At 68.2% G+C, this 26,134-nt stretch carries 25 protein-coding genes and 6 tRNA genes; 13 read left to right on the top strand and 18 right to left on the bottom strand.

Going from position 1 to position 26,134, the window contains the following annotated elements; all coding sequences use genetic code 11:
* Positions 1-56 precede the first annotated feature (56 nt).
* The 8 genes from ACH4TV_RS14705 to ACH4TV_RS14670 all read right to left on the bottom strand — a co-directional run bounded on the left by ACH4TV_RS14705 (position 57) and on the right by ACH4TV_RS14670 (position 4,778).
* A tRNA-Gly gene (locus ACH4TV_RS14705) sits at positions 57-132 on the bottom strand.
* Between the two features lie 52 nt (positions 133-184).
* Positions 185-814 (bottom strand): response regulator, encoded by a 630-nt coding sequence (locus ACH4TV_RS14700; protein WP_398397917.1) that lies wholly within the window; start codon positions 812-814, stop codon positions 185-187.
* Positions 811-2,130 (bottom strand): histidine kinase, encoded by a 1,320-nt coding sequence (locus tag ACH4TV_RS14695; RefSeq protein WP_398397915.1) that lies wholly within the window; start codon positions 2,128-2,130, stop codon positions 811-813. Before ACH4TV_RS14695 ends, ACH4TV_RS14700 begins: the two co-directional genes overlap by 4 nt.
* 23 nt (positions 2,131-2,153) lie before the next feature.
* The gene (locus ACH4TV_RS14690; protein WP_398397913.1) at positions 2,154-2,948 is read right to left on the bottom strand and encodes an ABC transporter permease; all 795 of its coding nucleotides are present in this window, start codon (positions 2,946-2,948) and stop codon (positions 2,154-2,156) included.
* Positions 2,945-3,928 (bottom strand): ABC transporter ATP-binding protein, encoded by a 984-nt coding sequence (locus ACH4TV_RS14685; protein WP_398397911.1) that lies wholly within the window; start codon positions 3,926-3,928, stop codon positions 2,945-2,947. Before ACH4TV_RS14685 ends, ACH4TV_RS14690 begins: the two co-directional genes overlap by 4 nt.
* A gap of 150 nt (positions 3,929-4,078) precedes the next feature.
* Positions 4,079-4,154, bottom strand: a tRNA-Gly gene (locus tag ACH4TV_RS14680).
* An 80-nt stretch (positions 4,155-4,234) separates the two neighbouring features.
* A tRNA-Gly gene (locus tag ACH4TV_RS14675) sits at positions 4,235-4,306 on the bottom strand.
* A 154-nt stretch (positions 4,307-4,460) separates the two neighbouring features.
* Positions 4,461-4,778, bottom strand: a complete 318-nt coding sequence (locus ACH4TV_RS14670; protein WP_398397909.1) for an Lsr2 family protein — start codon at positions 4,776-4,778, stop codon at positions 4,461-4,463.
* 349 nt (positions 4,779-5,127) lie between these two features.
* On the opposite strand from ACH4TV_RS14670, the gene purS reads away from it, so the two are divergent.
* From purS to ACH4TV_RS14650, 4 genes are all read left to right on the top strand, one after another.
* Positions 5,128-5,391 (top strand): phosphoribosylformylglycinamidine synthase subunit PurS, encoded by a 264-nt coding sequence (gene purS, locus ACH4TV_RS14665; protein WP_006377276.1) that lies wholly within the window; start codon positions 5,128-5,130, stop codon positions 5,389-5,391.
* Complete coding sequence (purQ, locus tag ACH4TV_RS14660; RefSeq protein WP_398397907.1) at positions 5,388-6,068, top strand: phosphoribosylformylglycinamidine synthase subunit PurQ; 681 nt, start codon at positions 5,388-5,390, stop codon at positions 6,066-6,068. Before purS ends, purQ begins: the two co-directional genes overlap by 4 nt.
* Entirely contained in the window at positions 6,065-8,323 is a 2,259-nt protein-coding gene (purL, locus tag ACH4TV_RS14655) for a phosphoribosylformylglycinamidine synthase subunit PurL (RefSeq protein ID WP_398397905.1), read from the top strand. Before purQ ends, purL begins: the two co-directional genes overlap by 4 nt.
* Positions 8,324-8,422: 99 nt before the next feature.
* Positions 8,423-8,656 carry a hypothetical protein gene (locus ACH4TV_RS14650; RefSeq protein ID WP_398397903.1) on the top strand — a complete coding sequence of 78 codons (234 nt, stop codon included), beginning with the start codon at positions 8,423-8,425 and terminating at the stop codon, positions 8,654-8,656.
* Positions 8,657-8,692: 36 nt separating this feature from the next.
* On the opposite strand, the gene ACH4TV_RS14645 is transcribed toward ACH4TV_RS14650, so the two are convergent.
* The 3 genes from ACH4TV_RS14645 to ACH4TV_RS14635 all read right to left on the bottom strand — a co-directional run bounded on the left by ACH4TV_RS14645 (position 8,693) and on the right by ACH4TV_RS14635 (position 10,833).
* Positions 8,693-9,277: a Uma2 family endonuclease gene (locus ACH4TV_RS14645; protein WP_398397901.1), complete on the bottom strand. Its 585-nt coding sequence runs from the start codon at positions 9,275-9,277 to the stop codon at positions 8,693-8,695.
* Positions 9,278-9,414: 137 nt separating this feature from the next.
* A complete protein-coding gene (locus ACH4TV_RS14640) occupies positions 9,415-10,305 on the bottom strand; it encodes a GNAT family N-acetyltransferase (RefSeq protein ID WP_398397899.1) in 891 nt (296 codons plus the stop codon).
* Between the two features lie 3 nt (positions 10,306-10,308).
* Complete coding sequence (locus tag ACH4TV_RS14635; protein WP_398397897.1) at positions 10,309-10,833, bottom strand: hypothetical protein; 525 nt, start codon at positions 10,831-10,833, stop codon at positions 10,309-10,311.
* 212 nt (positions 10,834-11,045) lie between these two features.
* On the opposite strand from ACH4TV_RS14635, the gene ACH4TV_RS14630 reads away from it, so the two are divergent.
* The 7 genes from ACH4TV_RS14630 to purM all read left to right on the top strand — a co-directional run bounded on the left by ACH4TV_RS14630 (position 11,046) and on the right by purM (position 16,961).
* Positions 11,046-11,942 carry a helix-turn-helix domain-containing protein gene (locus ACH4TV_RS14630; protein ID WP_398397895.1) on the top strand — a complete coding sequence of 299 codons (897 nt, stop codon included), beginning with the start codon at positions 11,046-11,048 and terminating at the stop codon, positions 11,940-11,942.
* Positions 11,939-12,157, top strand: coding sequence for a DUF397 domain-containing protein (locus ACH4TV_RS14625; protein ID WP_398397893.1), 219 nt, complete (start codon positions 11,939-11,941; stop codon positions 12,155-12,157). The genes ACH4TV_RS14630 and ACH4TV_RS14625 overlap by 4 nt, the downstream gene beginning before the upstream one ends.
* Positions 12,154-12,336, top strand: coding sequence for a DUF397 domain-containing protein (locus ACH4TV_RS14620; RefSeq protein WP_398397891.1), 183 nt, complete (start codon positions 12,154-12,156; stop codon positions 12,334-12,336). Before ACH4TV_RS14625 ends, ACH4TV_RS14620 begins: the two co-directional genes overlap by 4 nt.
* Before the next feature lie 92 nt (positions 12,337-12,428).
* Positions 12,429-13,235, top strand: a complete 807-nt coding sequence (locus ACH4TV_RS14615; RefSeq protein ID WP_398397889.1) for a sterol carrier family protein — start codon at positions 12,429-12,431, stop codon at positions 13,233-13,235.
* A 134-nt stretch (positions 13,236-13,369) separates the two neighbouring features.
* A complete protein-coding gene (locus tag ACH4TV_RS14610) occupies positions 13,370-14,206 on the top strand; it encodes an META domain-containing protein (protein WP_398397887.1) in 837 nt (278 codons plus the stop codon).
* 83 nt (positions 14,207-14,289) lie between these two features.
* Positions 14,290-15,819, top strand: coding sequence for an amidophosphoribosyltransferase (gene purF / locus ACH4TV_RS14605; RefSeq protein ID WP_398397885.1), 1,530 nt, complete (start codon positions 14,290-14,292; stop codon positions 15,817-15,819).
* 50 nt (positions 15,820-15,869) lie between these two features.
* Positions 15,870-16,961, top strand: a complete 1,092-nt coding sequence (gene purM, locus ACH4TV_RS14600) for a phosphoribosylformylglycinamidine cyclo-ligase (RefSeq protein ID WP_398397883.1) — start codon at positions 15,870-15,872, stop codon at positions 16,959-16,961.
* 264 nt (positions 16,962-17,225) lie between these two features.
* Here the strand turns inward: purM and ACH4TV_RS14595 are convergent, their stop codons facing one another.
* Together ACH4TV_RS14595 and ACH4TV_RS14590 are read right to left on the bottom strand one after the other, a co-directional pair.
* Complete coding sequence (locus ACH4TV_RS14595) at positions 17,226-17,489, bottom strand: DUF3073 domain-containing protein (RefSeq protein WP_398397881.1); 264 nt, start codon at positions 17,487-17,489, stop codon at positions 17,226-17,228.
* Positions 17,490-17,788: 299 nt separating this feature from the next.
* A complete protein-coding gene (locus ACH4TV_RS14590) occupies positions 17,789-18,883 on the bottom strand; it encodes a Leu/Phe/Val dehydrogenase (protein ID WP_398398803.1) in 1,095 nt (364 codons plus the stop codon).
* A gap of 241 nt (positions 18,884-19,124) precedes the next feature.
* On the opposite strand from ACH4TV_RS14590, the gene ACH4TV_RS14585 reads away from it, so the two are divergent.
* Positions 19,125-19,979 (top strand): hypothetical protein, encoded by an 855-nt coding sequence (locus ACH4TV_RS14585; RefSeq protein WP_398397879.1) that lies wholly within the window; start codon positions 19,125-19,127, stop codon positions 19,977-19,979.
* Between the two features lie 511 nt (positions 19,980-20,490).
* Complete coding sequence (bldC, locus tag ACH4TV_RS14580) at positions 20,491-20,697, top strand: developmental transcriptional regulator BldC (RefSeq protein WP_003949541.1); 207 nt, start codon at positions 20,491-20,493, stop codon at positions 20,695-20,697.
* Positions 20,698-21,169: 472 nt separating this feature from the next.
* Here the strand turns inward: bldC and ACH4TV_RS14575 are convergent, their stop codons facing one another.
* The 5 genes from ACH4TV_RS14575 to ACH4TV_RS14555 form a co-directional block, all read right to left on the bottom strand.
* Positions 21,170-21,382, bottom strand: coding sequence for a DUF6274 family protein (locus tag ACH4TV_RS14575; protein WP_398397878.1), 213 nt, complete (start codon positions 21,380-21,382; stop codon positions 21,170-21,172).
* Between the two features lie 142 nt (positions 21,383-21,524).
* A tRNA-Asp gene (locus tag ACH4TV_RS14570) sits at positions 21,525-21,599 on the bottom strand.
* Between the two features lie 94 nt (positions 21,600-21,693).
* Positions 21,694-25,749 carry an ATP-dependent RNA helicase HrpA gene (gene hrpA / locus ACH4TV_RS14565; protein WP_398397876.1) on the bottom strand — a complete coding sequence of 1,352 codons (4,056 nt, stop codon included), beginning with the start codon at positions 25,747-25,749 and terminating at the stop codon, positions 21,694-21,696.
* 177 nt (positions 25,750-25,926) lie between these two features.
* Positions 25,927-26,003 (bottom strand) — tRNA-Phe (locus ACH4TV_RS14560).
* Between the two features lie 31 nt (positions 26,004-26,034).
* Positions 26,035-26,109: transfer RNA gene (locus ACH4TV_RS14555), tRNA-Asp, on the bottom strand.
* Positions 26,110-26,134: the final 25 nt, after the last annotated feature.

Raw genomic sequence — 26,134 nt, 5'->3', positions numbered from 1 at the left:
CCGTAGTACAGACAGCGCACGACAAAGCCCCCCGGTCGAAACCGGGGGGCTTGATCTGGAGCGGACGACCAGGTTCGAACTGGCGACCTCAACCTTGGCAAGGTTGCGCTCTACCAACTGAGCTACGTCCGCATCGCGTCCCAGACACGTCGTACGAGTCGTACGTGCCGTGGCGCGAGGCCAACTATACCCAACCCCGCAGCCGTGCGAGCCGTACAGCCGCGTGCCGGTTCTCCGCCCCGAGCTTCGAGACGGCCGACGACAGATAGTTCCGTACGGTCCCCTGCGACAGCGCCGCCCGTTCCGCGATCTCCGCGACCGGCGCACCGTCGGCGGCGAGTTCGAGCACCTCGGCCTCGCGCGAGGTGAGCGGTGAGTCCCCGGCGGAGATCGCGTCGGCGGCCAACTCCGGGTCGACGTAACGGTTTCCGGCGTGCACGGTACGGATGATCTCGGCGAGCCGCTGCGCGCTGACCGTCTTGGGGACGAACCCGCGCACACCCGCCTCAAGCGCCCGCTTCAGATGCCCGGGGCGGCCGTGACTCGTCACGATCAGCGCGCGGCACTCCGGCAGTTCGGCCCGCAGGGATGTGGCGACCTTCACACCGTCCGCGCCCGGCATCTCAAGATCGAGCACCGCGACGTCGGGCCGGTGCGCCCGGGCCATGGCCAGCGCCTCGGGCCCGGTGGCCGCCTCGGCGACGACCACGAGATCGTCCTCCAGGCCGAGCAGCGCGGCCAGCGCACCCCGGATGAGGTGCTCGTCGTCGGCGAGCAGCAGCCGTACGGGATGCGCCGCCCCCGCACCCGTCATGAAGTGACCTCACTCACAGCTGCCCGCCCACTCGACCCAGACCCAGACCCAGACCCCGAACCCGACGGCAACGGCACCGTGGCGACCACCCGGAACCGCTCCTCACCTGCATCCGCATCCGCACCCGCACCCGCACCCACGACCCCGGCCTCCAGCCGCCCGTCCACAGCCGACAACCGCTCCCGCAGCCCGACAAGCCCGGACCCGGAGCCCCCGCCAGATATCCCGCCGGAGTCCCCGCTGTCGGTAACCCCGTCGTTCTCCACGGTCAGCACGACCCGCCCGTCACCGACCCGGACGCTCACCCCGCACCACCCCGCATCCCCGTGCCTCAGCACGTTGGTCGTCGCCTCCCGCACCACCCACCCGAGCGCCGACTGCACGTCACCCGGCAGCCCGACCGCTTCCCCGGTCACCTCGCACCGTATGCCTGCGGCCGTCAACACCCCTTGCGCGCCCAGGAGTTCAACACCGAGGTCGGCCTCGCGGTACCCCCGTACGACGTCCCGTACCTCTCGCTGCGACTCGCGCGCGATCCGCTGCACCTCGATCATCTGGTCGACGGCCTCGGACCGTTCACGCCGGGCGAGCTGTACGGCCAGCTCGCTCTTGAGGGCGATCACCGCCAGGTTCCGGCCCATCACGTCGTGCAGATCGCGCCCGAACCGCAGCCGTTCCTCGGCGACGGCGAGCCGTGACCGGGTCTCGCGGGCCTCGTCGAGTTCGTACACGGTGTTGAGCAGCCAGAGGGAGATGGCGCAGGTGAGCGTGATGAATCCGGCGGCGAACAGCACCGCGAGGCCCGTAGCGAGGGCCGCGGCCCCCGGGAGGCCCAGTGGGAAAGCCACGGCGACCGAGGCCGCGGCCATGCCCGCCACCAGCGCCAGCATCCGCAGCCGACTTCGCATCCCCAGGGTGAGGGTGCCGGCGCCGAAGGTCAGCACTCCGATGAACAGTCCGCCGGCGACGGTCTCGGTGTCGTCACCGCCCGGCCCGTGTGTGGCCAGGACGAGGGCCGAGACCCCGATCACCGCGGTGACCGCGCCGAGTACGGCCAGCAGCCTCAGAGGCTGTTCCCGCCTCCCACGCACCCAGTCCAGTGCCCGGGAGGCTGTCACCGCGCAGAGCACCGCGTGCATGCCCACCACCAGGAACAGCCCGCCCGCGAGCCTCGCGCCCATCTGCCCGAACAGGGGCAGCCCGAACGCGATGACCTCGACGAGGGGGAACAGGTAAAACGACCAGCGCGTGTACGTCTCCACCTTCGCCGGCGTGCTCTTGCGCCCCCACCAACTCACCGGCCCTGACCTGCCCATGTCCCCGTGCCCCCCGTCGTCCCCTACCGCCGCGGTTCCCAGCGGAACCACCGTCGTACAGCAAACACCGACAGGACGGTCCAGGCCAGGCCGGTCAGTACGGCACCCAGGGCGTCGTACGCCGACAGGTCACCGGTCCAGCCGCCGCGTATGAGTGTGATCACAGGTGTCAGCGGGAGCAGTTCGCAGAAGGAGGCGACCCGGTCGGGCAGCACCTCCAGCGGGACGGTGATCCCGGAGCCGAGGGCCGACACGAACAGCAGCGGCAGCGAGGTGACCTGCGCGCTCTCGGTGGTCCGGCTGTAACTGGCGGTGAGCGCCGCCAGGGCCACACACATCACCAACCCCAACAGCAGCCCGATGACGGCGAGATGGGGCGCCGCGGGCGCGTCGAGATCGAGCAGGACGGCACACCCGGCAGCCAGCAGCAGACTCTGTACGAGGCCTGTCACGGCCGCCGGAAGCGCCGCCCCGGTGAGTATCTCGACGTCGCGCAGCTCCCCGGTGCGCAGCCGCTTGAGGACGAGTTCCTCGCGCCGGGCGGTGAAGACGCCGACGAGGGCCGCGTACACGGCGAAGAGCAGCGCGAAGCCGATGGAGGCGGGCAGGATGACCGCCCCGACACTGAGCCCGGCCTCTTTCAGGTCCATCCCGTCGATGGCGGACCGCACGCTCACGGGCATCACCAGCGGCACGAACAGCGCCGTGACGAGCGCCCCCTTGTTCCGCAGGAACAGCGCCGACTCGGCCCGGGCCAGGGCCCGCATCCGCCCCGCAGGCGTGGTGGTACCTGTACCGGCACCGACAACCGCACTCATGCGACACGCTCCTCAGCCAGACCGGCCACAGCAGCGGAAGTTCCTCCGGCCTCGGACGCCTCCCGCGCGATCCGCAGAAACGCCTCCTCCAACGAGGCCGACCGCACGTCCAGCCCCCGCAGCGCGACCCCCGCACCCTCGGCCCACACCAGCAACCGCGTTGCCGCGCGCTGGAGTTCATACGTGCGCAGCCGTACGACCCGCCCCTCCTCCTCGTACCCGCTCACCCCGAGCGAGCCGAGCGGTGGCAGATCGCCCACGAAGTACCCCTGGGGCAGCTCGAAGGAGATCCGGGACGGCTGCGAGGCGGTCACCTCGGCAGGCGTACCCGCGGCGGCGATGCGCCCCTCGTGCAGGATGGCCAGCCGGTCGGCGAGATCCTCCGCCTCCTCCAGGTAATGGGTCGTGAGCAGCACGGTCGTCCCGCCGGCGCGCAGTTCCCGTACCAACTCCCAGGTGTCCCGGCGCCCTTCGGCGTCGAGGCCGGTCGTCGGTTCGTCGAGGAACAGCACCTCGGGGTTGCCGAGGAGCGCGAGCGCGAGGTCCAGCCGCCGCCGCTCACCCCCGGACAGCTGCTTCACGCGTACGTCGGTCCGCCGCGCCAGCCCGACAAGCGCGAGCGCCTCCGCCTCGGGCCGCGCTCCGCTCGTACACCCTGCCCACATCCGCGCGGTCTCGCCGACGGTCAGGTCGGACGGGAAGCCGCCCTCCTGGAGCATCACGCCGGTACGCGGCCGTACGGCGGCCCGCTCGGTGTACGGATCATGGCCCAGCACCCGTACGCGTCCCCCGGCGGGCGGCGCGAGTCCCTCCAGCAGCTCGACCGTCGACGTCTTGCCCGCGCCGTTCGTCCCCAGCAGGGCGAAGATCTCCCCACGGCCCACGGAGAACGACACCCCGCGCACCGCCTCGAACCCGCCCCCGTACACACGCCGCAGGTCAGTGACCTCAATCACGTGTTCGTGTCCGTTGGTTTCCATACCTTCAGCATTCCGGCCGCGGGGCGGGGAGGGCAGTGCGCGGTGTCATCACCCGCCATGACAAATGTCAGAACCAGAACCAGAACCCGAACCCATGAGACGCGAACACGAAGAAGACCCCGGTCGAAACGACCGGGGTCTTGATCTTTCTGGAGCGGACGACCAGGTTCGAACTGGCGACCTCAACCTTGGCAAGGTTGCGCTCTACCAACTGAGCTACGTCCGCATTGCCTCCAGTCGGCTTTCACCGACTGGCGCGAGCACCAGCCTACCTGATCCACAAGAGTGGTCAGGCAGACGTTGCAGAGCGGGTGACAGGAATTGCACACTGCGCCTTCCCCCTGGAAGGGGGATGTTCTGCTACTGAACTACACCCGCAAGCCTCCGTGAGCCGGGCCTTTCGGCCTTGCCCCTCGGCGTGCTTCAGACTCTAGCTGATCAGCAGGGGGGCAACGCAAGTCGGTTGCGCCGAGGGGCCGGTGACCCGGACCCGGGTCCCGGCCGACCGGCGCTCACCGGCTCACGGACCGACTCACTGGGCGGCGGTGAACGCCTCGTACACCTTCTTGGGGATGCGGCCGCGGGACGGCACGTCGAACTTGTTGGCCAGGGCCCAGGCCCGGACGGCCGACGGGTCGGGGGCGACCTCGGTCTGCTTGTACGCCTTGCCGGAGCGCGACCGCTTACGGCCGGCGTCCACGTAGGGCTCCAGGGCCTTACGCAGTTTCTTGGCATTGGTTTGATTCAGGTCGATCTCGTACGACTTGCCGTCGAGTCCGAAGGCGATCGTTTCCGCCGCTTCCGAGCCATCGATGTCGTCGGAGAGTGTGACCACGACACGCTGAGCCACGAATATCGGTCCCTTCGTGCGACATCTCTGCCGCGACGTGCGAAGACGCCGGGAGATGTCGGCTGTCCGACTGTTATTGGGCAAAGTATCGGCTAATGCCTTTTCCTTTGTACAGTGCCCGGCATTGCAATGGGAAGCCCGACTAAATCTGTCCGCGTGTCTCCCCGCAATAGACATCCTGGATGCGAACCCGGATCTTTCCCAGAACTTTTCGTGACAGCCCCGCTCCGATACCGGATCGTGATGCCGTCCTCACGGTTTCCCGTAGATTCCTACGAATCTACCCGCGTAGAAATTTTGTACGGGTAGTCTGAAGCGACCTGCTCAGCACCACACACCGGGAGTGCCAGTGGCACGCGTCGTAGTCGACGTCATGCTCAAGCCGGAGATCCTCGACCCCCAGGGCCAGGCGGTGCAGCGTGCACTGCCGCGTCTCGGTTTCGAGGGCGTCTCCGACGTACGTCAGGGAAAGCGATTCGAACTGGAAGTTGACGGACCGGTGGACGACGCCGCGCTCGCCCGCATCCATGATCTTGCGGAATCCTTCCTCGCCAACACCGTGATCGAGGACTTCACCGTGAAGGTGGAGGAGATGGTGGGGGAAGAGAAGTGACTGCTCGTATTGGAGTCGTCACCTTTCCGGGTTCTCTGGACGACCGGGACACCCAGCGCGCGATCCGCCTCGCGGGTGCGGAGCCGGTAGCTCTCTGGCACAAGGACAAGGACCTGGGTCAGGTCGACGCCGTGGTTCTGCCCGGCGGATTCTCGTACGGCGACTATCTGCGCGCGGGTGCCATCTCCCGTTTCTCGCCGGTGATGGAGTCGGTCATCGAGCAGGCGAAGTCGGGTATGCCGGTTCTCGGCATCTGCAACGGCTTCCAGATCCTCACCGAGGCGCACCTCCTCCCGGGCGCGATGCTCGGCAACAACCACCTCCACTTCATCTGCCGCGACCAGAAGCTGCGGGTGGAGAACGCGGACACGGCCTGGACCGTCGACTACGACGCCGGCCAGGAGATCCACATCCCGCTGAAGAACATGGACGGCCGATACGTCGCCGACGAGCACACGCTCGACATGCTGGAGGCGGAGGGCCGGGTCGTGTTCCGGTACCTGGACATGAACCCGAACGGCTCGCTCCGGGACATCGCCGGCATCAGCAACGCCGCCGGGAACGTCGTGGGCCTCATGCCGCACCCCGAGCACGCCGTCGAGCCCCTCGTCGGGTCCGGCCGCACCGACGGCCTCCCCTTCTTCACCTCGATCCTCAAGAAGCTGGTCAACGCATGAGCCGGACGCCTCTGGACACGGTCGAGCACGCGGCCGAGACCCCCGACGTCGAGCTGCCCTGGGCCGAACTCGGCCTGAAGAAGGACGAGTACGAGCGGGTCGTCGAGATCCTCGGCCGCCGTCCGACGGGCGCCGAGCTGGCCATGTACTCGGTCATGTGGTCCGAGCACTGCTCCTACAAGTCCTCGAAGGTCCACCTCCGCCAGTTCGGCGAGAAGGCCCCCCAGTCGGACGCCCTCCTCGTCGGTATCGGCGAGAACGCGGGCGTGGTCGACGTCGGTCAGGGCTACGCGGTCACCTTCAAGGTCGAGTCGCACAACCACCCCTCCTACGTCGAGCCCTACCAGGGCGCGGCCACGGGAGTCGGCGGCATCGTCCGCGACATCATCGCGATGGGTGCCAGGCCGGTAGCGGTCGTCGACCCCCTGCGCTTCGGCGCGGCGGACCACCCGGACACCAAGCGCGTCCTCCCGGGCGTGGTCGCGGGCATCGGCGGCTACGGCAACTGCCTGGGCCTCCCGAACATCGGCGGCGAGGTCGTCTTCGACGCCTGCTACCAGGGGAACCCGCTGGTCAACGCCGGTGCGATCGGTGTGATGCGGCACGAGGACATCCACCTGGCGAAGGCGTCGGGATCGGGCAACAAGGTCATCCTGTACGGGGCTCGTACGGGCGGCGACGGCATCGGCGGCGCGTCGATCCTGGCGAGCGAGACGTTCGACGACGCCAAGCCGTCGAAGCGCCCCGCCGTGCAGGTGGGCGACCCCTTCCAGGAGAAGCTCCTCATCGAGTGCACCCTGGAGGCCTTCAAGGAGAAGCTGGTCGTCGGCATCCAGGACCTCGGCGCGGCGGGCCTGTCCTGTGCCACGTCCGAGCTGGCGTCCAACGGCTCCGGCGGCATGCGCGTGACCCTGGACGACGTACCGCTCCGCGACTCGACGCTCTCGCCCGAGGAAATCCTCATGAGCGAGTCGCAGGAACGCATGTGCGCGGTCGTGGAGCCGGCGAAGGTCGACCGGTTCCTGGAGATCTGCGACAAGTGGGATGTCATCGCCACGGTGATCGGTGAGGTCACCGACGGCGACCGCCTTGAGATCTTCTGGCATGGCGGCAAGATCGTCGACGTCGACCCGCGCACGGTCGCGCACGACGGTCCGGTCTACGAGCGCCCGTACGCCCGCCCGGACTGGCAGGACGCCCTCCAGGCCGACGACGCCAACAAGCTTGCGCGGCCCGGGACTTCGGAGGAGCTGAAGGCACAGGTCGTCCAGCTGGTGTCGTCCCCCAACCAGGCCTCGAAGTCCTGGATCACCTCCCAGTACGACCACTTCGTGCAGGGCAACACGGTGTTGGCCCAGCCCGAGGACTCCGGGATGATCCGCATCGACGAGACGACCGGTCTCGGGGTCGCCATCGCGACGGACGGCAACGGCCGGTACGCCAAGCTCGACCCGTACGCGGGCGCGCAGTTGGCGCTGTCGGAGGCCTACCGGAACGTGGCGACGACGGGTGCGAAGCCCCTCGCGGTGTCGGACTGCCTGAACTTCGGTTCGCCCGAAGACCCGGCGGTCATGTGGCAGTTCGCGGAGGCGGTACGCGGACTCGCGGACGCCTGCCTCCAGTTGGGCACGCCGGTGACCGGCGGCAACGTCTCCCTCTACAACCAGACGGGCGACGTCGCCATCCACCCCACGCCGGTCGTGGCAGTCCTGGGAGTCATCGACGACGTGGCGCGCCGCACCCCGGTCGCGTTCCAGGAGGAGGGGCAGCTGCTGTACCTCCTCGGGGACACGCGCGAGGAGTTCGGCGGCTCGGCGTGGTCGCAGGTCGTGCACGACCACCTGGGTGGCCTGCCGCCCAAGGTCGACCTGGAGAGGGAGCGTCTCCTGGCCGAGATCCTCATCTCCGCGTCCCGTGACGGCATGATCGACTCCGCCCACGACCTGTCCGACGGCGGCCTGATCCAGGCGGTCGTCGAGTCGGCGCTGCAGGGGGAGAAGGGCGCGCGTCTCGTCGTACCCGACGGGCTCGACGCCTTCACCTTCCTCTTCTCGGAGTCGGCGGGGCGCGCGGTGGTCGCCATCCCGCGCTCGGAGGAACTGCGCTTCAACGACATGTGCGGGGCGCGGGGTCTCCCGGTCACACGGATCGGCGTCGTCGACGGCGACTCCATCGAGGTGCAGGGCGAGTTCGACCTGCCCCTCACCGAACTGCGCGAAGCGCACGAGGGGACGATTCCGGCGCTGCTGGCGTAGTCGCCTCTGGCTGTACGAAGTTGAGGTCCCGTCCGGGTTCTTCCGGGCGGGACCTTTTCGCTTGCTGGCCAAGGGGGGCGTACGGGTTACGGGGGCTTCGTGTTCCTCGTGCTGGTCCTGGTGCTGTGCGTGCTCGGCGTCGCCTGGGTCGTCGTCGGAGTGCACGCCCTGCTTCTCGGCCGAATGCCGGGCAAGCGGCTCCCACGCCTGGTGAGGCAGCCGAGGCTGTGGGGAGCGGGCGCCCTCCTTGTACTTGCCAGCGCCGGGTCGCCGTCACTGTTCGCCGTTGCCGTCGGCCTGATGGCGCTGGGGCACGTCATGAAGTCCCGGTGATGAGTGGGCAGTTGGCCGGGGTGGCTGCTGTTCGGCTCACCGCACGTAGTTCTTGAGGATCTCCGTGTCGAGCTCGATGCCGATTGGATCGGGGAGCAGCACCTTCTCGCCGAACTTCGCCGTGTGAATGTCGCGGTAGCCGCCGACTTTCCGGTCCGGTGAGCTGTGCACCGTCACGGTGCAGGAGTCCCGGTCGATCAGGAGGTACAGGGGGATGCCGGACTGGCCGTACGCGGCCGGCTTCTCGTGGCGGTCCCGTCGGTCGGTGTCCGAGTCGTACGAGGTGACCTCGACGGCCATGAGTGCTCCGTCCGGGTCGGCCCATTCGCCGTGCCCCGTGAAGTGGGCCTCGGGCGTGATCACTGCATCCGGTTTCGCCCTGCCCTCCCGGTACGTCTCCACCCGGAGACCTGTTCCCCCGTACAGGTCCAGGTCGGGCCTGGACTGCATGCAGCGCCGGGCCAGCCAGGTGACGATGGTGCTGCGGTCCCCGTCGGCCGTCTTCTTGACCCCGATCCGTCCGTTGATGAACTCCAACGTGACGGTCTCGGGAGCGGCGGAGGCGATCGTTTCGAACTCCTCCACCGACATCTGGGCCTCGCGTTCGGCCATGGCCGTCATGCGACACCTCCTTCCGGGCGAAGGCCAGTGTTGTCCGAGGTCCGGCGGTGTAGGCCGGTTCTCGCAGCTGATCACACTCCCGGGTGACCATCCCGTGGTCCCACGGAAGCCCCGCGCCCGGACGCGCACTCGTCGCGTTACCGACCGCCCTCCGGTTCGGTATCGGCGTACGCGAAGTCGTACACGCCCCAGTCGGTGAGCAGGCGGTAGCCGATGCGTTTGTAGAGGGCGTTGCTGGTGGGGTTGTTCGGGTCGGTGTACAGCACGACGTCCGTGGCGCCCGCGGCCAGCGCGGCGCGGGTCACCTCGACGGTCACGGCGGCGGCGTAACCGTGACCGCGCAGGTGGGCCGGGGTGTAGACGGGGTCCACCCGGACCTGGCCGCCGACCATGGGGTTCACGCCCGCCATGGAGACGGGTGTGCCGTCCAGGGTCTCCCAGTAGGTGTAACTCTTCTCGCCGAAGCGGGTGTTGGCCCAGGTGTCGGCGTTGAGAGTGACGTCTTCCCCGAAGAACTCGGCGCTCTCACGGCACCACTGCATGAGGTGCTCATGGTCCGCCTCGCCCACGGGCCGCCCCCGGCCCGCCGCCCCCGGCTCCGGCGGGGTGAGCGTGCCGAGGCGGTACAGGTGGATCCGGGTACGGAAGGTCGGCGTCGCGCCCGTGTGCCGCTGCCAGGCCTCGGCGAATGCGGTCGCGGTACCGACTTCCGCGCTCACGCCGGGGAGGCGATGACCGAGGGCGACCAGCTGGGCGGCGAGGCCGTCGGCCTGCTCGGCGGTGAGGGAGGTGACGCTCAGCAGTTTCTGCGGGGTGAGGCGATAGAAGACCGCGCTGACCTCACCGGCCTGCTCCAGCCGGCCGAAGACGGGGTCCTGGGCGGTGCTCGCGCCCGGTCCGCCGGTGCGCACCTGCTCGATGGTCGTCAGTGCGGTGGTGTGCAGGGCGGGCCGTGAGCGCAGGAAATCTCCGGCCCGGTCGAAAAACTCGTGCACGTCTTCGGTGAGGTACCAGCCATCCGATCGCATGCCTCATGGTTTCTGATCTACGCGGCTGCCAGCAACGCGATTGGCTGCGCAGGCCGCGCACGCGTACGTGGTCCGGCCCGGGCCGGTGCCCTGGTCGACCGTGGCCAGCGCGACCAGCGGTGCGTTGCCGGGCTGTTGGCAGAGGGTGCAGATGCGGGTGCGGTGGAGGCACGCGGAACACATGCGGCCGGTGTTTTCCAGGGTGCCGTAGCGCAGGAACGGGGCGCGGCCGATCTTGCAGATGTCACAGAGGGGCCCGTCCTCGACTCCGGCGGCGACATCGCTCACGTGGCACTGGCGTTCGGTGTGGTCGGCGAGCCGTACCCAGAGCAGGTCGCCCTCGGCGTCGGCCTCCGGGTAACCGGACCCGACCTGCACGACGACCCCCTCGACAGGCTCGGGCGCCTCACGCTCACGAAGGGCGGACGGGACATAGGCGGTGCCTTTGACCCGGTCGCCCACGATGAAGGGAACGTCGACGCCGGCGCGGGTAAGGCGGGGGCGGGGGCGGGGATGCGGGGTTGTCATGGGGACAACGGTTCCGTGGCTCCAGTGGCTACGCAATCGAACGAGGGAATCCCACATAAAGTGGTATATGCCTAAACGACGGGAAGTGCCTGCAGCGGGCGGGCTGAGGCTGTCACACTCAGGGCACGGACAGTGATTTGCCCGGCACAGGGAGCCAACTGGCAGGCATCGACGTACGGTTGACCTGCTTGGTCGCGAAAGGAACGGACACGGTGGCAGCGAAGACGGGGCCGACGATTCGGCGGATGCAACTCGGCCAGGAGTTGCGGCGGTTGCGCGAGCAGGCGGAGAAGGATGACGGCTCGGGCAAGGGGATGACGAGGGCCCAAGCGGTCAGAGGAACCAGCGTCTCCGAGTCGACGCTGCACCGGGTGGAGAAGGGGCTGACCGGCCTTCCCAAGGTGCAGGACCTCAAGGAACTGCTGGACCGGTACGGGGTTGGCGACCCGGACGACGTGGAGTTCCTGCTCGACATCCACAAGAACTCGCTGAATCGGGGCTGGTGGTCGCCGTACCGCAACTTCATGCCGTCGGGATTCAGCATGAGCGTGGGGTTGGAGGGTGATGCCAAGATCCTGCGGATCTACCAGCCGAGCGCGGTTTTCGGGCTGTTCCAGACCGCCGGGTACGCGCGAGCCATGTTCGAGACCGCTAAGCCCGTGGACGAGCGGAACACCGAGTTTGTCGAGCGGAACGTCGAGATCCGAGTGCGGCGCAAGGAGGCCATCACGCGCAGCGAAAACCCGGTTGAGGTCCACGCGATCCTCGACGAGGCAGCCGTCCGTCGTGTCTACGGAGGCCCGGAGGTTATGCGGGAGCAGTACGAGCACCTGATCGAGCTGGCGCAGTTGGAGCACGTGACCGTGCAGATCCTGCCGTTTGCCGAATCCGGGTACCGCGCCACGGAGAACTTCATCCTCATGGAGTTCACGCCGCCGCTGCCCACTTTGGTCAGCGTGGACACACACGACGGGGTCAGCGTCACTGACAAGGACACGGAGATCTGGCGGCACGCGCGCCGATTCGACGCCATGCGGGCCGGAGCACCTGGGCCTCAGGAGACACCGCGAATCCTGGAACGACTAGCACGAGAGTTGAAGCATCCATGAGTACACATCCCAACGCCCTCGAACTGGCCGCAGAACACGCCTGGTTCAAGTCCTCGTACAGCGACGATCAGGGCGGCAGCTGCGTCGAAATCGCCCACGTCGCCTCGGTCACCATCGCCGTCCGGGACTCCAAGACCCCTACCGGGCCTGCCCTGTTGCTCTCCCCGACCAGCTTCACGGCCCTGACCGAGTACGTGAAGGAGGCGGGCCGATGAACGAACCCTGGTTCAAGTCCTCGTACAGCAGCGACGCGGGCGGCAACTGCGTCGAAGTCGCCAACCTCAGCTCTGCCTACGCCCGTATAGGCGTCCGCGACTCCAAGTCCCCCGAGAGCCCCGCCCTCCTCCTTCCCCCAGAAGCCTTCTCGGCGTTGTTGGACCACGTACGCCGCTGAACGTGTGGATTCACGCCCCTCAGCTCAGCCTGAGGGGCCACCTCTTCCTGACCTCGGAGAGCAACGCACCGCCCCGTCGTAGGCTCGTCGGCATGCCTCCGGCCAGGAAACGCACCCGCACCTACGACCCCGCCAAGACCCGCACCGCAGTCCTCACCCAGTACGCCAACATCCGCACCGCAGTCCGCACCCTCACCCCCGACCAACTAGCGCTCCCCACCCGCCTGGGCGACTGGACGCTCCTGGACCTGGTCGCGCACGTCACCATGGCCGTGGAGACAGTCAGCCGCAACCTCGACCGGGACGAGCCGCCGGAGACCGAACTCGCCCTCCTCGACTGGCCGTTCGCCACTACTGACCGTGCCGCCGACATCGCCGAGGGCACCCGCGAGCTGGCCGCCGCCCACCCCGGCCCCGATGACCTCAACGCCCTCTACACCCTCACCGAACAGCGCCTCACCCAACGCCTCTCCACGGCCCCCGGCACTCGCCGGCTCGCCACCCGTACCGGCGCCATGACCCTCGCCGACTACCTGGTCACCCGTACCGTCGAACTGGTCGTCCACACAGACGACCTGAACGCCGCCGTCCCCGGCCTCGACATCCCGTACGACCGCCAAGCCCTAGCGACCTGCACTCGCCTCCTCGCCGACACCCTCGCCGTCAAGGCGCCCGGCGGCTCGACGGAGGTCCGTATCCCGCCGTACGCCGTGGTGCAGTGCGTCGAAGGGCCGAGGCATACCCGTGGCACCCCGCCCAACGTCGTCGAGACCGACCCGCTGACCTGGATCCGCCTGGCCACCGGCCGGGCCCGGTGGGCGGACGCCCTCGACGACGCCCAGGTCAGCGCGAGCGGCGAACGTGCCGATCTCGGCGGGCTGCTGCCCCTCATGGCCTGACGGCAGCCCCGTACGAAAAGCACAGGGGCAGCCCCCGTACGGAGAATCCGCAGCCCCCGTACGACGACAACGCCCCGAAAGCAAAAGTGGCCGCCGGACGGGAACCGCCCACCCGCCCCTTCCGTCCCACCGGCATGAAGACCCAGCGACTGACGAGCGTGAGCCTCAGCCTCCTGACCCTGACCCTGCTCCCCCTCGCCGCGGCCTGCGGCAGCGAGAAGGACGGCGGCAGCCAGACCGTCGGGTCAGGGTCGGGGGCGGGATCCGCAGCGGCGGAGGTCACCGGCCTCCACTGGACCGTCGACGATCTCACCGTCGACGGGAAGAAGAGCCAGGCCCCCGCCGGCACCTACCTGAAGATCGACAAGAACGGCGAGGTCGGCGGCAACCTCGGCTGCAACGGCTTCGGGGCCGATGCCACCGTCGACGGCGACAAGATCGCCCTCAAAGAGTTCCTGTCGACCAACATGGCCTGCGGGAACGACCTGATGACGTTCGAGGGCAACCTCGGCAACGCGCTCAGGGACGGCACCCTCACCGCACAGGTCAAGGACGACGGCTCGCAGCAGCTCACCCTCACCACCAAGACCGGCGACACCATCCACCTCACCGAGGAGAAGGCCGCCTCCCTCTACGGCACGAAGTGGACGATCACGACAGTCGGCGACACCAACTCCGTCGCGCCCCTTCCCTCCGGCGGCGAGGCCTACCTCGTCCTTGACCAGAAGAAGGGGACCGTCAGCGGCAAAGCTGGTTGCAACAACGTTTCTGCTGATGCCACGGTCAGCGACGGCACTATCACCCTCGGCAGCGCGTCCACCACCCGAAGGATGTGCGACGGCTCACTCATGGAAGCCGAGAAGAGCGTGCTGAGCCTCTTCGACGGCAAGACGAAGTACAAGATCGATCACCGCAGCCTGTCGCTGACCAGCGCAAACGGGACCACGGTGAGCGCGACCGCCGCCAAGTGATCCAATTCTCGGGGTCGGCCTCTCCTGTCACTTCTGCATTCCCTAATTCGGACCAGTGGTCGATCTCGCCTACACTCGGTGGCGTGCCACGTGGTGACGGTCGACTCAGTCATGATCTGCTCCCCGGCGAGAAAGGCCCCCAGGACGCTTGTGGCGTCTTCGGGGTCTGGGCCCCCGGCGAAGAGGTCGCCAAGCTCACTTACTTCGGGCTCTACGCCCTCCAGCATCGAGGCCAGGAATCCGCGGGAATCGCGGTCAGCAACGGCTCCAAGATCCTTGTCTTCAAGGACATGGGCCTCGTTTCCCAGGTCTTCGACGAGACTTCGCTCGGTTCGCTCAAGGGTCACATCGCGGTCGGTCACGCCCGCTACTCGACCACCGGCGCCTCCACCTGGGAGAACGCCCAGCCCACCTTCCGTGCGACCGGCCACGGCTCCATCGCCCTCGGCCACAACGGCAACCTCGTCAACACGGCGCAGCTCGCCGAGATGGTCGCCGACCTGCCCAAGCAGCACGACGGCCGCACTCCGCGCGTCGCGGCGACCAACGACACCGATCTGCTGACGGCCCTCCTGGCCGCCCAGACCGACGACGACGGCAAGCCGCTGACCATCGAAGAGGCCTCGGCGCGGATCCTTCCGCAGGTCCAGGGCGCCTTCTCCCTCGTCTTCATGGACGAGCACACCCTCTACGCGGCCCGCGACCCCCAGGGCATCCGCCCGCTGGTCCTGGGCCGGCTGGAGCGCGGCTGGGTCGTCGCCTCCGAGTCCGCCGCCCTCGACATCTGCGGCGCCGCCTATGTGCGCGAGATCGAGCCGGGCGAGTTCGTCGCCATCGACGAGAACGGTCTGCGTACGTCACGATTCGCGGACGCGAAGCCCAAGGGCTGTGTCTTCGAGTACGTGTACCTCGCCCGCCCGGACACCGACATCGCCGGCCGGAACGTGTACCTCTCCCGCGTCGAGATGGGTCGGAAACTCGCCAAGGAGGCCCCTGTCGAGGCCGACCTGGTGATAGCGACTCCTGAGTCCGGCACCCCGGCCGCCATCGGTTACGCCGAGGCCTCCGGGATTCCCTTCGGGGCCGGGCTCGTGAAGAACGCGTACGTCGGGCGGACGTTCATCCAGCCCTCCCAGACGATCCGCCAGCTCGGTATCCGGCTGAAGCTGAACCCGCTGAAGGAAGTCATCAAGGGCAAGCGCCTGGTCGTCGTCGACGACTCGATCGTGCGCGGCAACACCCAGCGGGCGCTCGTGCGCATGCTGCGCGAGGCGGGCGCGGCGGAGGTCCACATCCGGATCTCCTCTCCCCCCGTCAAGTGGCCCTGCTTCTTCGGCATCGACTTCGCCACCCGCGCGGAACTCATCGCCAACGGCATGACCATCGACGAGATCGGCACCTCGCTCGGCGCCGACTCCCTCTCGTACATCTCCCTCGACGGCATGATCGCGGCGACCACCATCGCCAAGCCGAACCTGTGCCGGGCCTGCTTCGACGGCGAGTACCCGATGGACCTCCCGGACCCCGAACTGCTCGGCAAGCAGCTCCTGGAGACCGAGCTGGCCGCGGGTCCCGCAGCCACGGCCGCGGCCGACGCCATCCGTCGCCCGTAAGCCTCATACGTACTTACGTACGTCATCACCAACCCGAAAGACTCCAGGCAATGTCTGAGACGACCCCTGTGACCTCTGCTTCCGGTGCTTCCTACGCCGCCGCCGGCGTCGACATCGAAGCGGGCGACCGCGCCGTCGAGCTGATGAAGGAGTGGGTGAAGAAGACGCAGCGCCCCGAGGTCCTCGGCGGCCTCGGCGGCTTCGCCGGCCTCTTCGACGCCTCCGCCCTCAAGCGGTACGAGCGCCCGCTGCTCGCCTCCGCGACCGACGGCGTCGGCACGAAGGTGGACATCGCCCGGCAGCTCGGCGTGTACGACACCATCGGCCACGACCTGGTCGCCATGGTCATGGACGACATCGTGGTGTGCGGTGCCGAGCCGCTCTTCATGACCGACTACATCTGCGTCGGCAAGGTCCACCCCGAGCGTGTCGCCGCGATCGTCAAGGGCATCGCCGAAGGCTGCGTGCTGGCAGGATGCGCTCTGGTCGGCGGTGAGACGGCCGAACACCCGGGTCTGCTGGGCCCGGACGACTTCGACGTCGCCGGGGCCGGTACGGGCGTCGTGGAGGCCGACCGGCTGCTCGGCGCGGATCGTATCCGCACGGGGGACGCGGTGATCGCCATGGCGGCCTCCGGGCTTCACTCGAACGGGTACTCACTCGTCCGCCACGTCCTCCTGAACCAGGGGGGCATGTCCCTGGACGCGCACATCGCGGAGTTCGGGCGGACGCTGGGCGAGGAACTCCTCGTCCCCACCAAGATCTACTCGCTGGACTGCCTGGCCCTCACCCGCACCACCGACGTGCACGCCTACTCGCACGTCACCGGCGGCGGCCTGGCCGCCAACCTGGCCCGTGTGATCCCGGACACCCTGCACGCCATCGTGGACCGCTCCACCTGGACCCCGGCCCCGGTCTTCGACCTCGTCGGAAAGACGGGTTCCGTAGAACGCCTGGAGCTGGAGAAAACCCTCAACATGGGCGTAGGCATGATCGCCATCGTCCCCGAGGCCTCAGCCGACGTAGCCCTGGCCACCCTGGCAGACCGAGGCGTAGAGGCCTGGGTAGCAGGCGAAATCACCACCCGCACCCCCGACCACACAACAGGCGCGGAACTGGTATCCAACTACGCACCCAACTAGTCGCCTGACGGCAAGGCGGCGCAGCCGCCAAGCCGTCAGGGGCGCGGGGAACTGCGCGAGCAACCACAACGCACCCGCAGCCGCCAACGAACAGCGCACCCCCCCGACTGGCGGAGGCGCCCCGCCCAACCCCAGCGGAGCGGCAACGCACGAAACCCGGTCTGGGGCGAGAGCGCCCGGACCGGGTGAGGTGCAGCTGATGCCCTACAGGAAACTGTGCAACCTGTTCAGCGCGCCGCAGCAGACGTAAGACGTCGAAAGACGTCAAGCCCCACGGCGTTGTTGAGACGAGGGACTTGAGGATTGATCTTCCTCGTCCTCATCGTCGTCGTTGTACAGATCCGCATACTGGGCATACGGGTCATCTTCTTCTTCGTCGTCGTCCTCGAACGGCTCGCCATTCGGCGGCTGGCTCGAAGTCGAAGCGCCCAGCTCATTGGCCAGACGCGAGAGGTCAGTCCCGCCGCTGCTGTACTTCAGCTGGCGGGCGACCTTCGTCTGCTTGGCCTTTGCCCGGCCGCGCCCCATGGCTCGACCCCCTCGGATACGGAGCTCGGTGGCCCCAGAGTCTTGACACGCGTTCATGTTCTGGAACGGGCTCTCCGTGGAGAGACCGGTCCGTAGGGCTTCCACGGTACCTGAGCCCACGCCCATACGGTACGTCGCCCGCAGGAAGTGGCTGTGCCCAGGACCCGCGAGGTGCCCTGTCCTCGCTGGTCAACGGCGATTTTAACCACTTCTTCGCGGGCGACCCGCCGACGGGAGTGAGAGTTCTCTCCAACACCCCGCCGACAGGTACCTCCCGCGGGCGGGCGCACCGGCTCCGGTTACCGCCTTTGACGGGCCTCGGCCATGCGCTGCTCGGCGATCCGGTCGGCCGCCGCGGCCGGCGGAATCCCGTCCGCCTTCGCACGTGCGAATATGGCCAGCGTGGTGTCGTAGATCTTCGCCGCCTTGGCCTTGCACCGTTCGAAGTCGAACCCGTGCAGTTCGTCGGCCACCTGGATCACGCCACCGGCGTTCACGACGTAGTCCGGCGCGTAGAGGATCCCGCGGTCCGCGAGGTCCTTCTCGACGCCGGGGTGCGCGAGCTGGTTGTTGGCCGCCCCGCACACGATCTTGGCGGTCAGCCGGGGCACGGTGTCGTCGTTCAGGGCTCCGCCGAGCGCACAGGGGGCGTAGATGTCGAGGCCCTCGATCTCGATCAGGCGCTCCGTGTCCGCGGCCACGCCGACGGACGGGTCCTGGTCGGCGATGCGCCACACCGCGTCCTGCCGTACGTCCGTGATCACGACCGTGGCGCCGTCCTCGCGCAGATGCCGCACCAGGTGGTGCCCGACCTTGCCGACACCCGCGACGCCGACCAGGCGCCCGCTCAGCGACGGGTCGCCCCACAGATGCTGGGCGGAGGCCCGCATCCCCTGGTAGACGCCGAAGGCGGTGAGCACGGACGAGTCGCCCGCGCCGCCGTTCTCCGGGGACCGTCCGGTCGTCCAGCGGCACTCGCGCGCGACCACGTCCATGTCGGCCACATACGTACCGACGTCGCACGCGGTGACGTACCGCCCGCCGAGCGAGGCCACGAACCGGCCGTAGGCGAGAAGCAGTTCCTCGCTCTTGATGACGTCCGGGTCGCCGATGATCACGGCTTTGCCGCCGCCGTGGTCGAGACCGGCCATGGCGTTCTTGTACGACATCCCGCGGGCGAGGTTCAGCGCGTCGGTGACGGCCTCCGCCTCGCTCGCGTACGGATAGAAGCGCGTACCGCCGAGTGCGGGGCCCAGGGCGGTGGAGTGGATGGCGATGACGGCCTTGAGGCCGGTGGCCCGGTCCTGACAGAGCACGACTTGCTCATGACCCCCCTGCTCCGAGTGGAACAAGGTGTGCAGTACATCAGCAGGCGCGCCGGTTACGTCGGTCACTGTGGTGACTCCAGGGAAGTAGCGGCGGTCGGGGCTGGAGCCCGTACGGGTGGCGGGCTCCGTGGGCATGAGATTAGAGCCCATCCCGGGGCCGCGTGTGCCGACCGCCGCCGCAGTGCCGAGGATCACCCACCGGTGTCATGGGACCGTGCGACGGTTTGCATAATTTTCCCGTGCTGCGCTGTGCTGGTTCTGCAGCTTGTCTGGGTTTTCCCGGTCGTCCAGGGGGGAGGGAGCAAGCGTGCCCAAGGTGTCCTCGGTGATCGTCCCGTACGCGTCCTACTTGCGCGTCTACGAGCCGCTGGCGGCCTTCCCGGAGCCGGAGCGCGGCCACTGGGCGCGCTACGCCCGACGGCCCGACCGGCCCTCGTACCAGGACGAACTGCGCCGCTCCCTGGCCGACTTGCTGCCCACGCCGCCGGTCGCGGTGCCGGTGCGGGAGAGCGCCGACGCGTTCGTGACCGAGGTCGACGGGGTGCTGTGCGTCTGCCCCTGGCGTACCCGGCTGCGCGGCTGGCAGGCGCTGGGCGCGCTGGTGGACGAACTGCCCGCGCCGGTCCTGGACGCCGTCCTGCCGCCCGTCGTACGCCAGCAGGCCACCCAGGACTACGAGCGCTGGCTGACCCGCAACCCGGACGCCCGCCCCTGGATCCGCACGGCGACCTGGCAGGTGCCGCTGAACTGGTTCGTGCTGGTCTCCGACGAGGAGCGCGAGTACGACGAGAAGGGCGCGGGGGAGGCGGAGGACGCGGCGCCCGTGCTGCGCTACCGGACGCCCATGGTGCAGGCGCGGCGGCGTGTGGCGCGGGGGCTGCGGACCCTGCGGGACACCCTCGACGAGGGGCCGCTCGTCGAGGGGCTGCTGGACGTCGGGCGCTGGCTGGAGGAGTTCCATCCGCGCTCACTGGTCGAGCTGGACTACGGCGGGCTGGTGCATGTGCTGCCGGCGGGTGAGCTGGCGGGCGACCACTCGGCCGCGGACGTGGCGGCGGGCATCTCGGCGCTGCGCGACGGGGACGGGGCGGCGGCCGGGGAGGCGTACGGGCGGCTGGTGGAGCGGTGGCGCTCGGTGCGGGACCGGAGGTCGGCGAACTGACGGTTCGTCAAAGAAGGGCTCCCTGGAACGTGAGTTCCATTTTTGTGGGACGCTCTTGGAGCTGCTTGGGACGTAGGTCCCGATCTGGGCGTTTGTGTCAAGCGTGACGGACCGCACGTACAGGTGGCTTGCGTCCCTTGCCCCTCCTCGTGCCAAAATAGGACAAGGAGTCCGGGGGAGGCTCTATCTGCCCATCTATGGGTGGAATCTCAGCATTGCACGCTATGGGGGGTCTCGTGACTCCTGATCGCCACTGTGACTGATCGTCACAGTGGCGTGACTGTCCGCTATGGCATGGTCCATCGGCTTCCGTCGCTGATGGGCACCTGGGAGGGCAATTCCATCGGTTTGGCCTACGCGGTTGGACAGATGGTGTAGTTGTAGTGCCGAGGACAAGCCGTTCGTCCTATAACCGACTCGACCCGCATCCGCCATTTCGGGCAACGCGGGTCAAGGTGCAGAATTTAGAGGAATGAACCGAGAAGGTTCGGTTCTCCCGAGGAGGCCGCTCATGACCGCTCGCACCCCTGATGCCGAGCCGCTGCTGACCCCGGCTGAGGTCGCCACCATGTTCCGTGTGGACCCTAAGACGGTGACGCGGTGGGCGAAGGCCGGAAAGCTCACGTCCATCCGGACGCTCGGCGGACACCGCCGTTACCGCGAGGCCGAGGTCCGCGCACTGCTTGCGGGCATTCCGCAGCAGCGCAGCGAGGCCTGACCAACTGAATAGTCGGACGTTTCGGCAGGTCCCCCAACTATCGGCCGTGCCGTCCGGCGTGCAGGACCAGAGTCACCAGCTTCATCAGAGTCACCAGCTCTAACAGCTTTGGCACCAACAGCTCCAAGCGACGCGGGTCCTGCCCCAACAGGCCCCACGCCCAAGGCAGTTCCACCCAGTTCCACAGCTTCAAGGGTGCGTCGTAGAGGTCGCGCTGGACTCCGCCGAGTCCAGCGCGATCTTTTTTGTGCGTCTGAGACGCTGCTCGCGGGGGTGGCACGGAGTGCTGTGAGCGAGCTTGTGGGAGTCTGGGGAGCGGTGTCGGATCCGCTGTGGAAGCCCGCTGAGGCTGGTGCAATTGCACATATTAAATTGACCAGTTGTATGACAGTGGTAAGAACCCGGGTTTCAAAAACTCATGCCGTGACACCCGTCACATGCCCTGCTCCTTGTTGACGGTGGGGCATATGCGCTAGAGAGACCCGCTGTTGGCACCGGGTGCCTCGACCGCGCCGGCCTCACCGGGCCCACCGGTCTCGGTGTCCGCGTCGGGGCGCTCCAGGGCGAGCCTCAGTAACCGGTGGCAGATCGGGCAGTGCCGCGTGAGATGGCGGTACTCGCTGGCGGCCGACAGATGTGCCCGAAGCAGAGCACGCGTCTCGTACCGTCGCGTGGACGCCGCCATACGCACCTCCGGAGGGGGTCAGGGCGTCGAGGGCCCTGTTCTCTGGTTACCGGGGGAGGGCGGCGCCGTCAATACGGCGGCAACGCGAGAGGGCCCGAGTCCTGAGACTCGGGCCCTCTCGTTCTTCTACTGACTTCTCCTGCGGTCCTGACGGGATTTGAACCCGCGGCCTCCACCTTGACAGGGTGGCGAGCACTCCAAACTGCTCCACAGGACCAGGTTTCGCGGCACTTGATGTTGCGCTGTGCTGCGAAAAGAGACTGTACAGGAGGGGGAGCCCAGGGTCGAACTCACCCAGTGTGCCGGGGGCGTTACGGCGCCTGAGCGTCGATCGCCTTCACGATCCGCTTGTCCGACACCGCGTACGCCGTGCCCAGCGCGTGGGCGAAGTAGCTCACACGGAGTTCCTCGATCATCCAGCGGATGTCCAGCACCGCGGACGGCACCGGCCGGCCCTGCGGCAACTGCTCAAGGAGCCACGCGTACTCGTCCTGCATCTCGTGCACCTTCTCCATGCGGGCGGTGTCCCGCTGGGCGTTGGTGGGCATCTGCTGCAGGCGCCGGTCCGCGGCGACGAGGTAGCGCATCAGGTCGGGCAGGCGTCGGATGCCCGCCGCCGTCACGAAGCCGGGGCGTACGAGGGCGTCCAGCTGCTTCCGTACGTCCGTCAGGTTCGGGAGGAGCACGGCGCTGCGTACGCCCTTCAGGCGGCGCTCACAGGCCTGCCAGGCGGCCAGCACCTGCTGCACCTGGCCGACCGTACGGACCGTCGTGTCGACGATCTCCGCGCGCACCTTCTCGTAGAGCTTCCGGTACGACTCCTCGTCCCATGCCGGACCCCCGAAATCGGTGATCAGTTTGTCGGCCGCGGCCATCGCGCAGTCGTCGAACAGGGCCTGGATCGAACCGTGCGGATTCGCCGACAGTGCGAGCTTCTGAGGGTTGGTCAACTTCTCGGACGCGAACTTCGCAGGATTGACCGGGATGTTGCGCAGAATGAGCCGCCGGGTGCCCTTCCACATCGCCTGCTGCTGCTCCGCCTCCGTGTCGAAGAGGCGTACGGAGACGGTGTCGCCGTTGTCGACCAGCGCCGGGTACGCCTTCACCGGCTGGCCGGCCCGGCGGGTCTCGAAGAGGGGCGTCAGGGTGCCGATCGACCAGTCCGTGAGGCCCGTACGTTCTAGGGACTCGCCGCCGGCGCGCTCGGCGGTGGCCGCCGCGGCCTGGGAGATGGCCTGGCGGGCCTTCGGCTTCAGCTGGAGGCGCAGTACCTCCAGGTCCTTGTCCTCGGCCAGGTTGCGGCGCCGTTCGTCGACGATCCGGAAGGTGATGCGGAGGTGGTCGGGGACCCGGTCCCAGTCGAAGTCGTCGGGGCTGAAGGGGACTCCGACCATGCGCCGCAGCTCGCGGGCCATGGTGGTCGTCAAGGGCTCCTGGAGGGGAGCGGAGACGTCCAGGAAACGCTTGGCGAAGTTGGGGGCCGGGACGTAGTTGCGGCGGATCGGCTTGGGGAGCGAGCGGATGAGTTCGGTCACCAGCTCCTCCCGCAGGCCCGGGATCTGCCAGTCGAAGCCCTCGTCCGTGACCTGGTTCAACACCTGGAGCGGGACATGGACGGTCACACCGTCGGCGTCCGCGCCCGGCTCGAACTGGTACGTCACCCGGAACTTGAGCGGGCCCTGGTGCCACACGTCCGGATAGTCGTCCTTGCTGACGTCCCCGGCGCGCTCGTTGATGAGCATCGCCCGCTCGAAGTCGAGGAGTTCGGGCTCCTCATGCCGCTTGTGCTTCCACCACGAGTCGAAGTGGGCGCCCGACACCACGTGTTCGGGGACGCGCTCGTCGTAGAAGTCGTACAGCGTCTCGTCGTCCACGAGGATGTCGCGGCGGCGGGCCCGGTGCTCCAACTCCTCGACCTCGGTGAGCAGTCGGCGGTTGTCGGCGAAGAACTTGTGGTGCGTGCGCCAGTCGCCCTCGACCAGCGCGTTCCGGATGAACAGCTCACGGGACACCTCCGCGTCGATGCGCCCGTAATTCACCTTGCGCTGCGCGACGATCGGTACGCCGTACAGCGTGACCTTCTCGTACGCCATCACGGCCGCCTGGTCCTTCTCCCAGTGCGGCTCGCTGTACGTGCGCTTCAGGAGGTGCTCGGCGAGGGGCTCGACCCACTCGGGCTCGATCCTGGCGTTGACGCGGGCCCACAGGCGGGACGTCTCGACGAGTTCTGCCGACATCACGAAGCGCGGGGGCTTCTTGAAGAGGGCGGAGCCGGGGAAGATCGCGAACTTGGCGTTGCGGGCACCGACGTACTCGTTCTTGCCGGAGGTGTTGCGCGCGCTGTCGCCGGTCGTCGTGGACGCTCCGGTTCCCGCCGGCGTGGTCTTCACGTCCTTCATCCCGATGTGGGAGAGGAGGCCGGCCAGGAGGGAGACGTGGACGCTCTGCTCGGGGGCGTCGTCCTCGTTGGGATGGATGCCCATCTGCCGGGCCACGGTCCGGAGCTGGGAGTAGATGTCCTGCCACTCGCGGATGCGCAGGAAGTTCAGGTACTCCTGCTTGCACATGCGCCGGAACGACGACGAACCGCGTTCCTTCTGCTGCTCGCGGACGTACCGCCAGAGGTTGAGGAAGGCGAGGAAGTCGGACGTCTCGTCCTTGAAGCGGGCGTGCTGCTGGTCGGCCTGCGTCTGCTTCTCGGCGGGGCGCTCGCGCGGGTCCTGGATGGAGAGCGCGGCGGCGATCACCATGACCTCGCGGACACAGCCGTTCTTCTCGGCCTCCAGGACCATCCGGGCCAGCCGGGGGTCCACGGGGAGCTGCGCGAGCTTGCGGCCGGTGTCCGTGAGCCGTTTCCGGGGGTCCTTCTGGGCCGGGTCGAGGGCGTTCAGTTCCTGGAGGAGCTGGACGCCGTCACGGATGTTGCGGTGGTCCGGCGGGTCGATGAAGGGGAACTTCTCGATCTCGCCCAGGCCGGCCGCGGTCATCTGGAGGATGACGGACGCGAGGTTCGTACGGAGGATCTCCGCGTCCGTGAACTCCGGGCGGGCCAGGAAGTCGTCCTCGCTGTACAGCCGGATACAGATGCCGTCCGACGTACGGCCGCAGCGGCCCTTGCGCTGGTTGGCGCTGGCCTGGGAGACCGCCTCGATGGGCAGCCGCTGGACCTTGGTGCGATGGCTGTAGCGGGAGATACGGGCGAAGCCCGGGTCGATGACGTACTTGATGCCCGGGACGGTGAGCGAGGTCTCCGCGACGTTGGTCGCCAGAACGATCCTGCGCCCTGTGTGTTGCTGGAAGACGCGGTGCTGCTCGGCGTGCGAGAGGCGGGCGTAGAGAGGGAGGACTTCCGTGAACCGATAGTTCTTCTTCGTCAGCGCGTCCGCCGTGTCGCGGATCTCGCGCTCGCCGGAGAGGAAGACGAGGATGTCGCCCTTGCCCTCGTCCTGGAGTTCCTCGACGGCGTCGCAGATCGCGGTGATCTGGTCGCGGTCGGAGTCGTCGCTGTCCTCTTCGAGGAGGGGGCGGTAGCGGACGTCCACCGGGTACGTACGGCCGGAGACCTCCACGATGGGCGCGTCGCCGAAGTGCCGGGAGAAGCGCTCGGGGTCGATGGTCGCGGAGGTGATGACGACCTTCAGATCCGGCCGCTTGGGCAGCAGCTGCGCCAGATATCCGAGCAGGAAGTCGATGTTGAGGGACCGCTCGTGGGCCTCGTCGATGATGATCGTGTCGTAGGCGCGCAGCTCGCGGTCGGTCTGGATCTCGGCGAGCAGGATGCCGTCGGTCATCAGCTTGATGAACGTGGAGTCCTGGTTCACCTGGTCGGTGAACCGCACCTTCCAGCCGACGGCTTCGCCGAGGGGCGTGTCGAGTTCGTCGGCGATGCGCTCGGCGACGGTACGGGCGGCGATGCGGCGGGGCTGGGTGTGCCCGATCATGCCCCGGACGCCACGCCCCAGCTCCACACAGATCTTCGGGATCTGGGTGGTCTTCCCGGACCCGGTCTCACCGGCCACGATGACGACCTGGTGATCGCGGATCGCGTCGGCGATGTCGGCCTTCTTCTGGCTGACGGGGAGTTGCTCGGGATAGCTGACGGCGGGCACGAGCGTGCGCCGCTCGGCCATGCGCAGCTCGCCCTTGGCGACCTCCGCCTCGATCGAGGCGAGGACGGCGGCACGGGCTTCCGGCTTACGGATCCCGCGCGCACCTTCGAGCCTGCGCCCGAGCCGGTGCGCGTCGCGCAGGGACAACTCGGTCAGGCGGGGGGCGAGGTCACCGAGGGCGGGAGCGCCGGAGGCAGGAGCCCCGGAGGCGCTGACGCCGGGGCCGTGGCCGGGGGCGGAGGCGGGATGCGTAGACATACGCGATCCAGGATCTCACCTCGGCCAAATTACTGGCGAACCCTTTTGCCGCCGCGGTCCGGGAGAGGGGGCGGGAGAACGGCGAGAGGGGGGCGGGAAGGGGGCGGGAGGCGGGCGAAACGGGGTGTGCGAAGGGGCACGACGAAGGCCCCGTCCATGGGGGACGGGGCCTTCGGATGGTGGCTGGGGCCGGGATCGAACCGGCGACCTATCGCTTTTCAGGCGATCGCTCGTACCAACTGAGCTACCCAGCCACGAGGTTTCACGTGAAACATGTAACCTCAGCGGTCCTGACGGGATTTGAACCCGCGGCCTCCACCTTGACAGGGTGGCGAGCACTCCAAACTGCTCCACAGGACCTTGCTGTTGTGCGCGAACCAGCCGA

This window comes from Streptomyces sp. NPDC020898 (assembly GCF_044333925.1).
Lineage (GTDB): Bacteria > Actinomycetota > Actinomycetes > Streptomycetales > Streptomycetaceae > Streptomyces.
Note: the sequence above shows the minus strand (reverse complement) of the source record. Positions and strands in the feature narration are given on the sequence as shown.